The sequence below is a fragment of the Halobacillus litoralis genome, assembly GCF_009856415.1.
GTDB classification, from domain to species: Bacteria; Bacillota; Bacilli; order Bacillales; family Halobacillaceae; genus Halobacillus; species Halobacillus litoralis_C.
The window spans coordinates 495,640-509,101 of record NZ_WMEZ01000002.1 but is presented as its reverse complement, the minus strand read 5'-3'; the positions used below and the strand labels follow the sequence as shown (position 1 = coordinate 509,101).

The window sequence follows — 13,462 nt, the reverse complement described above, 5'->3', positions numbered from 1 at the left end:
ATTTGGTGTACCAGGTCATCCAGATTATGGATGACCTGGTACACCAAAAAAAGGATACTAAAACAACACCAATGCCAGGGTTGTTGAGGCGATCAATCCGAGGATGACGGGGATGAAGTTTTTGCGGACGAGTTCCATAACCGGGACGCCGCAGAATCCTGCAATTGCGATCAAGGACGACCAGGCGATGATGGTACCGCCTCCCGTCCAGATGGACCCCATCTGTCCGATGGCAGCGAGGGTCGAAGTGTCGATCGTTCCGTTGGCGAGCGAGGCAGACAGAGCGCCGGTAAGTGGAAGCCCTGAGAAACCGGAGCCATCCAATCCTGTAATGATTCCGATGATCAGAATACTAAATGCGGTCAAAAACGCACTCTGTGGCAAATAATCCTGACTTGATTGGACGAGATCAAACAAGAAGGAAGGGGTCGCTTCAGCAGGAAGGACAAGAATATCTTTGGCAAAATCCCCACTGCCAAGAAAAAAGAAACCGGCAATCGGAATGACAGGTCCCATGGCTTTAAAGGCAAACACGAACCCTTCCGTAATATGCTCGCTCACATCATCGAGCGCTTTCTGCTTTCCAAAGGCAACACTAGAAAGGAGCAGTAAAACGACGGCGACACCTCCGATAAAAGCCGCTCCGTTGCCTCCTTCAAATCCACCCATCCGTCCTGAACCGAGCTTGGTCGAAACCATATAAATCATTACGGCGAGCATGGAGAGCGGGACGAGGACGGCGAATACTTTGCTCCAGACATGAACACGTGAGCTTGTTGTTTCTTCGGTTTGTTTGAGACCTTGCATCTGAACGATTTCCTGTTGGTTCTGAGGGTCATCCTTGGAACGGAAACTTTTCCTGTTGAACAAATAAGCAAGACCGATGGCAACGACACCTGTAACCACTGATAAAAGCAGTGCCTGATCCATGACGCTCGCTGTATCAATCCCTGCTGATTTTGCGGATAGTTCAGGTGCGACTTGAATGATATAGTCCGAAGATAACGCCATTCCCTGTCCGGCAAGCGCCACAGCCATCGCCGCCACCATCGCAGGCAGTCCTGTACGGATAGCAGCAGGCACAAGGAGGGCACAAATGAGCGGAACGGCAGGGGTCGGCCAGAAGAAAAGGGAGACGACATAAGTGACACCGACGAGAATGAAAAACGAAACATGACTGTTGATCATTACTTTTTGAATCGGTTGGATCATCCGTGTATCCGCCCCGAGATCTTTCAAGGAACGCAGCAAGGCGACCATAAACGTAATAATCAAAAAGATATTGAATAACTCTTTTGCGGCTACAAGGTTGGCATTGAAAACACCGACAAAACCACTGATCAAGCTGCCATTAAACATCCAGGCGACTAAAAAAGTACCGAGTAAGGTGGGGAGCACGACCCCTTTACGGAAAATCATCGTCATGATGATGAGAAGTGTGAACAGCCCGTAAATCCAATGAGACATTGTCAATTCCATATAAATGCCTCCTCTTTTTTACATAGGCTATTCAATCAGTTCCGGAGGGGTGAAACGGGGAACGCTCTTTTTGTCAAAAATTGACCTTGAAATAAATTTTCTGAACATTATAATGATTAGTATTATTTATTTTTTTAGGGGGGATCACCAATGAAACAACAACTGACGAACATTTGGAAAGATTGGAGGCTGCATGCGATTGTCCTTGCGATTGTTCTGCTTACGGAAACGATCGGCACACACTCCTTCAATGTCGGTCCTGGTGTCGTACTTTTATTACCGATGCTTTATGCCATCATTATTGGTCTTGCTTTATTTTTTACACCAGTGGTCAAAGAGAAACAGTCGAAAAATGCAGAACCGCTCATCGTTCTTGGAGTCACGGTCCTCATTGCGAAAATCGGTGTCATCATCGGTCCGTCGCTTCCGCAGATCATAGAGGCAGGTCCAGCGTTACTTTTACAGGAATTCGGAAACCTCGGGACGATTCTAATCGCCTTGCCTGTAGCTGTCTGGCTTGGGTTGAAACGCGAAAGTATCGGGATGGCCCACTCGGTCGCACGTGAACCGAACGTCGGATTGATCATGGACAAGTATGGATTCAACTCACCCGAAGGGCGCGGAGTCATGGCGATTTACATATTCGGTACCGTGTTCGGAGCGGTATTTATGGGGTTGATCTCAGGTTTTCTTGCTACTTGGACACCGCTTCACCCGTTATCTTTCGCCATGGCTTCTGGAATCGGAAGTGGAAGTATGATGGCCGCCGCCAGTGGATCACTCGTTGCAGCTTTTCCGGGGATGGAAAATGATATCCTCGCCTTTGCAGGAGCCAGTAACCTTTTATCCTTATCAACAGGGTTGTATATGAGCATCTTCATCGGACTGCCGCTTACAGAACGTTTGTATCAACTCATGACAAAAAAGAAAAGCAACACAAGTGTAAGGAAAGGGGCGTAAACGATGCTTAAAAATATACAAGAATGGGTGCTGCTATTGGGGATTTTCGGGGTGGTCGCGCTGGTCGGAAACTGGATCGGCTATGAGATTCTTCCAACAGCCGCTATACCGGGGATGCTGATTCTCATCGGCATTTGCCTCGTCGGGTTAATTCTAGGTGATGTGCTTCCAGGTTCGCTGCCAAGTATTGCTTACGTGGCGCTTGTGGGCGTACTTCTTTCCATGCCATGGATGCCGGGGTCTGAATATATCGTCTCCGCCACAAGTGAAGTGGAGCTGCTTGCATTGACCACACCAATCCTTGCTTATGCAGGAATTGCGATTGGACGCTCCTGGACAGACTTTGTCAAACTCGGTTGGCGCAGCATCGTGGTCGCCGTGTGTGTCATGCTTGGCACGTTTTTAGGCTCTGCACTCATTGCAGAAGCCATCTTAACGTTCCAGGGAATCATATAAAAAAGATAATGCCCTAAGGTTCACACATAACACCAATCAACACACAAAAAAGCCGCGGGACACCCCGCGGCTTTCCTTTTATTTATTTTCTTCCCCAGGCACTTCACAGCCATCTTCCGTACAAGCCGCCCCACTCTCACTGGATAAATCCTCAAAAGCAGGCGTCTGTTCTTCTTCTGCAAAAGCTTTTTCAAGCCCTTGAACGAACACTTCCGTCGGCTGGGCACCAGAGACGGCATACTTCCGATTAATAACGAAAAACGGAACACCCTGGACACCGATCTTCTGTGCTTCTGCTTCTTCACGGCGAACCGCTTCCGTATAATCAGATCCTTCAAGTACAGAAACTACTGCATCACGGTCAAGTCCGACCTCAACGGCAAGCGTTGTGATGGTCTCATGATCGCCGATATCTTTACCGTCCGTCAGAACCGCCTTGAAAAAGCGTTCAGCAAAAGCTTTGCCTACCCCTTTTTCATTGGCCAGCTGGGATACACGATGGGCATCGAACGTGTTCGTCGGCACGACCGAATCAAAACGGAAATCGAGACCGACTATTTTCGCCTGCTCGGTCATGTTTTGCGTCATCTCACGCGCTTCTTCCATCGAACGACCGTATTTAGCGGCCAGTTTCTCATGCATGTTTCTTCCCGTGTTGCGCTCGGCATTCGGATCAAGCTCAAAGCTTTTATAGACGACATCCACCTGCTTGCCTGGAAAATGTTCCAAAGCTTCTTCTAGTCTGCGTTTTCCGATATAACAAAAAGGACAGACGAAATCTGACCAAATTTCTATTTTCATTGCGTTCACCTCTTCATTAGTTTCCCCTTCATTTTACGATGCTTATCGACGGAATTCCATGATTCTGTTTCAGAGCGGTCCAACGTATATATGGGAAAAAAAGGAGGTTGGACTTTATGGGGATTACGTTGATTAAAATTTCAGCCGTCTACTTTGCTGTAGGGGTGGTGCTTGGGTATTACATGTCAGTTGTGCACGACTATGCACTGACACCCGTTCACGCCCACATCAATTTACTAGGCTGGACTTCTCTTACGCTTGCAGGTATTTTATATCATCTTTTTCCTGCCCTTGCACAATCCTTAACGGGTAAAATTCACTTCTGGCTGCACAACATCGGTCTTCCAATCATGATGATCGGTCTGTTTTTCGTCATCCTCTTCAAAAATGAGGCACTGCTGCCCCTTGTAGCCACCGGCGCAACAGTAACATCCCTGGGTATTTTTTCCTTTGTATTCAATGTGTTGAAAAACTTGAAAGCTTCCTGACACAAAAGCCCTCTCCGCTTCGATTATAGAAGCAGGGAGGGATTTTTTATGATTTCTGTAGAAACGTTGAAACAACGCAGCCGGAACAAAATGGGGAACGTCCAAACGATTGTGAAAGAAAGCGTATGGAAGATGATCGAACAAGCTTATAAAGATGGGATATTCGTTCAAATTTCCTCCGGCCATCGCACGTATGAGGAGCAAGCCCATTTGTATGGTCAAGGCCGACCGGATTATTATTGGAACGGAAAAAGGTACGGACATAGCGGCAACATCGTCACCTATGCTAAACCCGGAAAAAGCAACCATCACAGCGGCCGGGCGGTCGATTTTTTTCTCGTCAGTTCTGATGGAAAAAAAGCGCTTTGGACGGTGAATCAGGATTGGCGTCATGTAGCGGGTATCGCTAAGTCTCTCGGTTTTCAGTGGGGTGGGGACTGGTCGAGTTTCAAAGATTATGCCCATCTCGAATGGCCGGAAAAATCCCAGGATGTCCGTGACCTTCAAACAAAGCTGCAGATATTAGGTTACGAACCCGGACCGATCGATGGCATTTTTGGACCGCGGACAAAACAAGCGGTAGAGGCTTTTCAACATATGGAAGGATTAGAAGTAGACGGGAGTGCAGGCCCGTTGACGACAAACAGACTCAACGCACGCACCTATCCCGGCTATCCCATTCACTTCGGTGCCAAAGGATCGGTGGTCCAAAGAATCCAAGGAGCAGTCGGAACAAAGGATGATGGCCACTTCGGCCCATTAACAGAAGCGGCCGTCTGTGCCTTCCAACAACAACACCGTCTTGAAGTGGACGGCGTCGTAGGCCCAAACACATGGCGGAAAATGTTTGGTAACCAGCATCCCTCGTAGGACGCTGGTCTTTTTACTAGAATCGCTCAGAAGAGAGTGGAAATCGATCAAACTCGAGAAATCATCCCAGAAGGTAGCAAAGAAAGCAATTACGCTGACAAAAATACCACACAAGCGAGTTGAATCATTACGCAAACCCTCGAAACTTGTCTAGTCATATCGTACCTGTTGACAAATAATGAGAATTTTAGAATAATACAGTTGTAATATTCAGTTAAATCTAAATATTCTCAAAATTTTTATGCGCTTATGTTAACGCTTACACGAAGGAGGGTAGAGTCGTTGCTGATTCCGATTATTCTTTCCGTCATTACCGTACTTTCTGTCGTTTTCGCACTGAAAAGGAAGAAGCCGTTTTTACTAGCGGTTCCGTTCATTGCACTTTTCGGTGTCGCTCTTGGCAAGATCATTATGGTCCCGATGCCATTCTGGGAAACCGTGCAATTCATTTTTAACCTACGGGGATAATGCGAAGGGAGGTGAATCGTTGTGAAAAAGATGGATCCACAGAAGGCGAAAGCGTATTTCCGTTTACGTACGACTTTAATTATCATCTACCTTGCCATTGGGGCAATCGTATCTTTCGGTGTGGTTCTTTTCGCCGAAAGTCTTCAGTCCTTTACAGTGATGGGCATACCCCTTCCTTATTACATGGGAGCACAGGGCGCGATCATTACATTTATTGTACTTCTATTCTTCAATGCCCTCATCAGTGATGTTGTCGATAAAAAATTCGGCTTAATTCCAAAAGAAGATACGGATCAAAATCAAGCGGTTAACCAATAAGATAGGGGGAGAAATATGGACGCACAGTTTATAGTCTCCCTTGCTTTAATTGTTGCTACTTTTGCATTGTACATAGGTATCGCTGTCTACAATAAAGCAAGGGCTACATCAGATTTCTACGTTGCCGGCCGCGGGGTGCCGCCCGTTTACAATGGCATGGCCATTGGAGCGGATTGGATGAGTGCAGCTTCATTCATTGGACTCGCCGGTACGGTCATGATTCTTGGGTATGATGGACTCGCATACATTATGGGATGGACAGGCGGATATTTGCTGCTGACGTTCCTTTTGGCTCCACAGTTAAGAAAGTATGGACGGTACACGGTGCCGGAATTCATTGGTGACCGTTACCGAAGCAATACCGCACGTTTGATAGCGGCTGTAGCTACGATTATTATCAGCTTCACCTACTCGGTTGGACAATTATCAGGATCAGGGGTAGTTATTGGACGTCTGTTTGAAATAAACACGGTCACTGGGACGTTGATCGGTGTCGTCTTGATTGCTTTTTACTCCGCCATGGGTGGAATGAAAGGGATCACCTGGACACAGGTCGCACAATACTTAGTCTTGATCATCGCTTATTTGATTCCGGTCATTTTCATGTCGCTCCAGCTGACGCAGAATCCTGTACCATGGATTTCATACGGGGACGTCGTTTCGGAGATGCGTACGATTGATCAGGAATTGGGCATTTCTGAATACATCGTTCCATTTACAGAAGGATCGAAATGGCAGTTCATCGCCCTGATGTTCACACTGACCGCGGGAACAGCTGGTTTGCCACACGTCATCGTCCGTTTCTATACGGTAGCGACGATGAAAGCCGCTCGCTGGAGTGGCGCATGGGCACTGCTATTTATCGGATTACTTTATTTATCTGCTCCTGCTTACGCCGCTTTTTCCCGTTTCATCTTGATGACGGAAGTGGCTGGATCACAATTGAACAATTTGCCCGCTTGGACACAGGCTTGGGTCGATACCGGACGGCTTTCTCTTGCGGACAACAATAGTGATGGCGTGCTGCAATGGTCGGAACTCGTCATCAGTAACGATATTGTCGTTATGGCAACACCAGAGATCGCGAACCTTGGCATCTTCGTCATCGGTTTGATGGCTGCGGGTGCGATGGCGGCTGCCCTATCGACGGCTGGTGGTTTGATGATCGCGATTTCCGCCGCCTTGTCCCACGACATTTATTTCCGCTCCATCAATCCAAATGCGAGTGAGAAAAAACGTCTCGCTGTCGGACGCTGGTCCATCGTCCTTGCTACTGTAGCCGCAGGTTTGATTGCGTTGAATCCTCCAGGTGCCATCACGCAAATCGTCGCATGGGCCTTCGCCTTAGCATCCGGATCGTTCTTCCCGGCGCTGTTACTCGGTGTCTGGTGGAAGCGAGCCAATGGACCGGGGGTCATTGCCGGTTTGCTTGTCGGACTTTCCGTGACGCTCGGGTACATTTTCGCAGCAAAATACGGAGGCTTTACTATTCTTGGGATCATCGATACGGGTGCTGGAGTCTTCGGGGCATCAGCCGCTATTATAGCGAACGTTGTTGTCTCTCTCATGACCGCACCACCATCGAAACAAACCCAAGACGAAGTCACAGACCTCCGCTACCCGGAACAAATCGAATACAAAGACGGAGAATACTGGCTGAAAGAGAACGTCAAATAAAAAATGGAAAAAATAGGTGTACCAGGTCATCCAATATTTGGATGACCTGGTACACCATTTATTTACATATTACATGCGATGAAGTTTTTCGAAGTCGGTTTGCAGTTTGCCTGAAAGGGACTCGTACACTTCAAATAGAGCTTTGTATTTCTCATGATTCTCAGCGTTCGGTTCGTAATGATCCTTCATGGGAATGGAGGACTTGATGGATGCCAAGCTGTCCACATGGCCGAGGCTGTACAACGCGACCCAGGCCGCCCCCCATGCGGAACTTTGGTGGCTTACCGGGATGTCGATACGCTTGTTGAAAATGTCTGCAAGCATCTGAACCCACATTTCTGAACGGGCAAATCCGCCGCTTGCGTAAATTTTGTCATGCTTATTGCCAAGACGTTCCAAGGCACTTCCAATATGTAAAATGGAAAACAGGACCCCTTCCATCGCGGCTCTCGTCATATGTCCCTTGCCGTGGGCAGGTGTTAGTCCGATGAACGATCCTTTCGCTTCCGCGTTCCAGAATGGCGCGCGTTCTCCATTTAAGTAAGGAAGGAAAATTAAGTTCCCCGCACCAGCTTCCACTTCACTCGCAAGCTTCGTCAGTTCTTCTACTGGAATTTCCTCCTCATTCGAAAGAAGCTGCTGCAGCCATTTCAGCACAAGCCCGCCATTGTTGGACGGCCCCCCGGTAATCCACAAATCATCGGTAAAGCTGTAAGAGAACACTTCCTGTTGATCATCGAGCAGTGGTTCACTGGAAAATTGGCGGATGGCGCCACTCGTACCAATCGTGATCGCTGTCTCCCCAGGCTGAATGGCCCCAATACCAAGGTTCGCAAGCGGTCCATCACTACCCCCGATGACAAAAGGAGTTTCCGCATCCAGACCAGACTTTTCAGCGGCCTCACCACGCATGCCTTTCATTGCATACGTAGGCTGAACCGGCTGGAAAAGCTGTTCGCGACGGATGCCTGCAATGGCCAACGTTTCTTCATCCCACATGTTTTCGTGAATGTTGAAAAGTCCCGTAGCCGCAGCGATCGAATAGTCGACCACTTTTTCCCCGAACCAGCGATACAGCAAAAATTCTTTCACAGAGACAAAGTAGTCGGCCTTCTGCCCTGGTTCATAAGCGTTGTTTTTCATCCATAATAATTTCGATAGTGGAGACATCGGATGAAGGGGCGTCCCTGTGCGCTTATACACGTCAGGGTGGCTTTCCTTCAATGTGGCCGCTTCCCCAGCACTGCGCGCATCCGCCCAAATCATCGACGGGGATAAAGGAGCTCCTTTTTCATCCATACAAATAAGAGAATGCATGGCGGCAGAGATTCCGACACCGACAATGTCCTCGCGTTCCATCGATCGTGTACTTAAGTTCAACGCTTCAAGGGCGGCTTGCTCGATTTGAAGAGGGTCCTGTTCGGCGTGGCCGACGACAGGGTGGGAGAGAGGGTAGGCCACTTCGTATTCAGCCGCAACCTCTCCATTTTTATGAAAAACGACGGATTTGGCACTCGTCGTTCCAAGATCTAATCCAATCACATAACTCATCATAAACTTCCTTTCTACACACGCTTCCTTGAGATCGCATCACGCATGCGCTGCGTAGCGGTTTGCGCCTGCTCCTTCATTTTCACACTATAATTGACAAAAAGGGAATCGATCAGCGAGAGGCCGGCAATCCTTGAAGCGAGGGCTTCTGAACGAAATTCCGTTTCCTCTGCGACCGTGTATAAGGACAAGTCGACCACTTTTGTCAGTGGAGATTTAGCGAAGTTCGTAATGGCGACAATCTTCACATTGTTTTCCTTCGCAACATCCACGATATCGAGAATATCCTGGTTCGATCCGGTATGGGAAATGACGACCGCCACATCCGTTTCCCTCATTTGAGAGGCAGACATCAGCTGCAAGTGCGTGTCCGGGTAAGCATATGCTTCCATTCCTGTCCGCATAAATTTGTGCTGAGCATCCATAGCAAGAATGTTCGATCCACCACTACCGAAAAAGAACACCCGGTCGGCTTCAACCAAATATTCCATCGCTTTTTTTAAAGAGAGCGGATTCTGGACATCCCTTGATGTTTCGAGGGCCCGGATATTCGCTTGAAAAACTTTTTCTGTAATTTCAAAGTCGGTGTCTTCTTCGGATATCTTTTCATGGATATCCTGAATCGGATTGACGATTTCTGATGCTAATGCGATTTTCATCGCCTGGTAGCCTTTAAAACCTAAGCGCTTACAAAATCTGAAAACGGTTGCATCGGCGACCATAAGATCATCCGCGACCTGGTTAATGGTAGAGTGAACGATATCTTCTGTATTTTCCAAAATGTAATCAGCAATCAGCTTTTCCTTTTCACTGAACTGTGAATAAGAAGAACGGATTCTACTGATGACATGTTTCGTGGGAGCTTCAATCATAGGGATTCCTCCTTCGAATTTCCACTTTCTCTTATTGTATATGAAATTTATTTCAAAAGAAAGTTTGGGGTCAGTGAAATTTTTTTCTAAAAAACTATTGAACTAAAAAAGATTTATTGTATAATCGAAATTACAGAAAATAATTTTCACATTTTTCAACCCGTTTTTTTTAGAGGTTCTTTGAAAGCGCTTCTAAAAGGGGCGGAGGGGAAGATCAACATCCGAAAGTTATTTTCTATGGAATCGATTCCTGTTTTGTTGGCTGTTGATTGAAAGCGGTTACTAATTCGGGGTTGTACGTAAGCTTTGTGAAAAAAATTTTACATACAAAAGGAGAGAGGTTGAACATGAAGAAATTATTTGGTTTATTGTCTATGGTTCTATTGATTACGGTCTTGGCCGCTTGTGGTAACGGCGGATCAGAGTCCAGCAGTGGCGAAGGTGAAAGCGCTTCAGGTGATAGCGGCGAAACAAAAACGATTAAAGCCGGAATCGGTCTGAACAGTGATCACCCTCAGTACAAAGGTCTATTGAAGTTTAAGGAAATTGTGGAAGAGAAAACAGACGGCGCGATCAAAGTAGATACATATCACAGTGGTCAGCTTGGCGACGACCGTTCCATGACGGAAGCGCTTCAGCTTGGTACACAGGAAGTGGTTGTTCCTTCTACAGCACCACTAGCGAACTTCGTACCGGAATTCAGCGTCTTCGACATTCCGTTCCTTTTCCCTAACGAACAAGTAGCGGACGAAGTCTTAGACGGTGAAGTTGGACAAGAATTGCTTGGAAAACTGGAAGAACAGAACCTTGTGGGTCTGGCTTATTGGGAAAATGGTTTCCGTGACCTTACAAACAGTGAACGTGCGGTAGCGTCCATCGACGATTTCGAAGGTCTGAAAATCCGTACCATGGAAAACGATCTGCACCTGGATGCTTTCAAAGCACTAGGAGCAAACCCTACACCAATGGCATTCACAGAATTGTTCACAGCGATGCAGCAAGGGACAGTTGACGGTCAGGAAAACCCTTATGCAACCATCTATCTTCAAAAGTTCTATGAAGTTCAGGAACACGTATCAAACACGCACCACATCTACAGCCCATTCGTATTCTTGATGAGCAAATCTTTCTATGATGGATTGACGGAAGATCAGCAGAAGATTGTGAAAGATGCAGCAGTAGAAGCAGGTAAGCATGAGCGTAAGTTGAACCGTGAAGCGAACGAAAAGTATTTGAAACAGCTTCAAGAAGAAGGCATGGAGTACACAGAAATCTCAGATGAAGCTCGCCAGGAAATGGTCGATGCGGTAGCTCCTGTCATTGAAGATTACAAGAGCAAGATCGGTGAAGAAACGGTAGACAAAGTTTATAAAGCGATTGAAGAAGCGCAAAAATAATAGAATGACAGAGGGTACGCTGTAGCGGGACTGCAGCGTATTCTTCTCCATTCAGGGTCAGTTGAGGTGAAGAAAATGAACATCATTCGAGCGATCGACCGGAGATTCGAAGAAGTATTGCTCGTCATTTTCTCGACCATCATGGTCAGTGTCATTTTCCTGCAAGTCGCGATGCGTGTGTCGGGAAATTCATTGTCCTGGTCAGAGGAACTCGGACGGTACTGCTTCATTTGGTTAGTGTATATCGGAATCAGTTACGGAGTGAAAAAGCAGCGCCACATCAAAGTGGACGTCATGCTGCTGTTACTTAAAGGAAAAGCGAAATTGATGCTCGCCATCATTGCGAATCTACTATTCTTAGTTTTCAGTTTGTATGTGGTCGTCAATGGATATAGCATTGCTTCCCAGCTACTATCGTTTGGCCAGCAATCACCGGCCTTACATATACCGATGGGGCTCGTTTACATGGCGACACCAGTCGGGTTTGCATTGACGACGATCCGTCTTGTACAAAACCTGATCGTTCAGATCAAAATGTTGATAGGTAAAAAAGAACTCGATGTCGACGATGAACGCGATCGTATGCAGAAGCAGGAAGGAGAGGATGAATCATGACAACAATCGTATTATTCGGGACATTCGCCCTCTTCCTATTGCTCAGTGTACCGATTGGAATCGCTCTCGGATTATCGACACTTGCGACCATCTTCTATACTGGCGCCATTCCGGTCCAGTTTTTAATGAAGGAACTCGTCACATCTGTCGACTCATTCCCATTGATGGCCGTTCCCTTTTTCATCCTAGCCGGTGAAATCATGGGGAAAGGCGGCATATCTGAGAGACTGTTCAACTTCGCGAACGCCCTCGTTGGTAACAAAACGGGTGGATTTGCGATGGCGACCATCGTTACATGTATGTTCTTTGCTGCGATTTCCGGTTCTGGACCAGCAACCGTTGCAGCCATCGGTGGAATTATGATTCCAGCCATGGTGAGACAAGGGTATGACAAAAAGTTCGCGACAGCTACTGTAGCGGCAGCGGGATCCATCGGTGTCATCATTCCTCCAAGTATTCCGATGGTCATCTACGGAGTCGTGGGTGGAGCTTCCATCGGAGACATGTTCATCGCAGGGATCATCCCAGGATTCATCGTCGGTGGAGCACTTCTTGCTTGGGCGTACATTTATTCAAGACAACAAGGGTATAAAGGTCTGGCAGAAAAAACGTCCCTCGCAAACATCGGAAAAACCTTCTGGGAAGCCAAATGGGCGCTTGTCATTCCAGTCATTATCCTGGGAGGAATCTATGGCGGAATCTTCACACCGACAGAAGCGGCCGTCATCGCCGTCGTATACGGTATAATCGCCGGATTGTTCCTATATCGTGAACTCAGCATCAAAGACATGCCGAAAATTTTCGCAGATTCTGCTTTGACGACAGCGACCGTTCTTATCATCGTTGGATCCGCAACAGCCTTCGGTCGTCTACTCACGATCGAGCAGATTCCGACACAAGTAGCGAACTTCATGTTGTCTATTTCAGAAAATGAAATCGTTCTTATTCTGTTGATTACATTGCTTCTACTCATTGTCGGATGTTTCATGGATACGCTGGCAGCGATCATCATTTTGACACCAATTCTGCTTCCGATCGCCGTAAACCTTGGTTACGATCCGATCCACTTCGGAATCATCATGGTCGTGAACCTTGCCATTGGTTTCATTACACCACCACTTGGAGTAAACTTGTTCGTCGGCTCCGGAATATCCGGGCTCTCGATCGAACAGCTGTCTCGTGCGATCATCCCATACTTTTTCGCGATGATCTTCTCGTTACTGATGATTACGTTTATTCCAGAGTTATCTCTATGGTTGATCAGCTTCGCTGAATGATGAAAAAAGGACTGACCCTCCTTGCACGTCACCCGAGATCCCTTGCTTTTAGGCAAGGGGTTTTTCGGTTTATAGGCTAATGATAGAAGTCTCGATTCGATTTGTTTTCAGGGCTCAGGGGTTCCTGGAAAAGCCACTTTTTCCTTTTGATGGGCTCTAAGCCTCTTGGAATAACAAGACAAAATAGTAACATGAAATGAAAACCATTAGTTAAAAAAGAAAGGCGGTGCGGA

The 13,462-nt window shown here is 47.1% G+C and carries 14 protein-coding genes; 10 read left to right on the top strand and 4 right to left on the bottom strand.

Features of this window, described 5'->3' with window-relative positions:
• Positions 1–57: 57 nt before the first annotated feature.
• A complete protein-coding gene (locus GLV98_RS08015; protein WP_160913852.1) occupies positions 58–1,479 on the bottom strand; it encodes a hypothetical protein in 1,422 nt (473 codons plus the stop codon).
• Between the two features lie 150 nt (positions 1,480–1,629).
• Between GLV98_RS08015 and GLV98_RS08010 the strand changes: the two genes are divergently transcribed.
• Positions 1,630–2,439 carry a DUF3100 domain-containing protein gene (locus GLV98_RS08010; RefSeq protein WP_160913850.1) on the top strand — a complete coding sequence of 270 codons (810 nt, stop codon included), beginning with the start codon at positions 1,630–1,632 and terminating at the stop codon, positions 2,437–2,439.
• A gap of 3 nt (positions 2,440–2,442) precedes the next feature.
• A complete protein-coding gene (locus tag GLV98_RS08005; RefSeq protein WP_160913848.1) occupies positions 2,443–2,895 on the top strand; it encodes a hypothetical protein in 453 nt (150 codons plus the stop codon).
• Positions 2,896–2,973: 78 nt separating this feature from the next.
• Here the strand turns inward: GLV98_RS08005 and GLV98_RS08000 are convergent, their stop codons facing one another.
• Positions 2,974–3,696, bottom strand: coding sequence for a DsbA family oxidoreductase (locus GLV98_RS08000; protein ID WP_160913846.1), 723 nt, complete (start codon positions 3,694–3,696; stop codon positions 2,974–2,976).
• A gap of 116 nt (positions 3,697–3,812) precedes the next feature.
• Here GLV98_RS08000 and GLV98_RS07995 point away from each other — a divergent pair, with 116 nt between their 5' ends.
• The 5 genes from GLV98_RS07995 to GLV98_RS07975 all read left to right on the top strand — a co-directional run bounded on the left by GLV98_RS07995 (position 3,813) and on the right by GLV98_RS07975 (position 7,517).
• Positions 3,813–4,184 (top strand): cbb3-type cytochrome c oxidase subunit I, encoded by a 372-nt coding sequence (locus GLV98_RS07995; RefSeq protein WP_160913844.1) that lies wholly within the window; start codon positions 3,813–3,815, stop codon positions 4,182–4,184.
• A 48-nt stretch (positions 4,185–4,232) separates the two neighbouring features.
• On the top strand, positions 4,233–5,054 hold the full coding sequence (locus GLV98_RS07990; protein ID WP_160913842.1) for a peptidoglycan-binding protein: 822 nt from the start codon (positions 4,233–4,235) through the stop codon (positions 5,052–5,054).
• A gap of 282 nt (positions 5,055–5,336) precedes the next feature.
• A complete protein-coding gene (locus GLV98_RS07985) occupies positions 5,337–5,522 on the top strand; it encodes a hypothetical protein (protein WP_160913839.1) in 186 nt (61 codons plus the stop codon).
• 21 nt (positions 5,523–5,543) lie between these two features.
• Entirely contained in the window at positions 5,544–5,840 is a 297-nt protein-coding gene (locus GLV98_RS07980; RefSeq protein WP_160913837.1) for a sodium/substrate symporter small subunit, read from the top strand.
• Positions 5,841–5,855: 15 nt separating this feature from the next.
• Entirely contained in the window at positions 5,856–7,517 is a 1,662-nt protein-coding gene (locus GLV98_RS07975; protein WP_160913835.1) for a sodium:solute symporter family protein, read from the top strand.
• 69 nt (positions 7,518–7,586) lie between these two features.
• On the opposite strand, the gene GLV98_RS07970 is transcribed toward GLV98_RS07975, so the two are convergent.
• Both GLV98_RS07970 and GLV98_RS07965 read right to left on the bottom strand, forming a co-directional pair.
• Positions 7,587–9,068, bottom strand: coding sequence for a gluconokinase (locus tag GLV98_RS07970; protein WP_160913833.1), 1,482 nt, complete (start codon positions 9,066–9,068; stop codon positions 7,587–7,589).
• A 14-nt stretch (positions 9,069–9,082) separates the two neighbouring features.
• Positions 9,083–9,940 carry a MurR/RpiR family transcriptional regulator gene (locus GLV98_RS07965; RefSeq protein WP_160913831.1) on the bottom strand — a complete coding sequence of 286 codons (858 nt, stop codon included), beginning with the start codon at positions 9,938–9,940 and terminating at the stop codon, positions 9,083–9,085.
• 347 nt (positions 9,941–10,287) lie between these two features.
• Here GLV98_RS07965 and GLV98_RS07960 point away from each other — a divergent pair, with 347 nt between their 5' ends.
• From GLV98_RS07960 to GLV98_RS07950, 3 genes are all read left to right on the top strand, one after another.
• Positions 10,288–11,337 (top strand): TRAP transporter substrate-binding protein, encoded by a 1,050-nt coding sequence (locus GLV98_RS07960; protein WP_160913830.1) that lies wholly within the window; start codon positions 10,288–10,290, stop codon positions 11,335–11,337.
• A gap of 75 nt (positions 11,338–11,412) precedes the next feature.
• On the top strand, positions 11,413–11,952 hold the full coding sequence (locus GLV98_RS07955; protein ID WP_160913829.1) for a TRAP transporter small permease: 540 nt from the start codon (positions 11,413–11,415) through the stop codon (positions 11,950–11,952).
• Positions 11,949–13,229, top strand: coding sequence for a TRAP transporter large permease (locus GLV98_RS07950; RefSeq protein WP_160913828.1), 1,281 nt, complete (start codon positions 11,949–11,951; stop codon positions 13,227–13,229). Before GLV98_RS07955 ends, GLV98_RS07950 begins: the two co-directional genes overlap by 4 nt.
• The last annotated feature ends 233 nt before the right edge of the window (positions 13,230–13,462 follow it).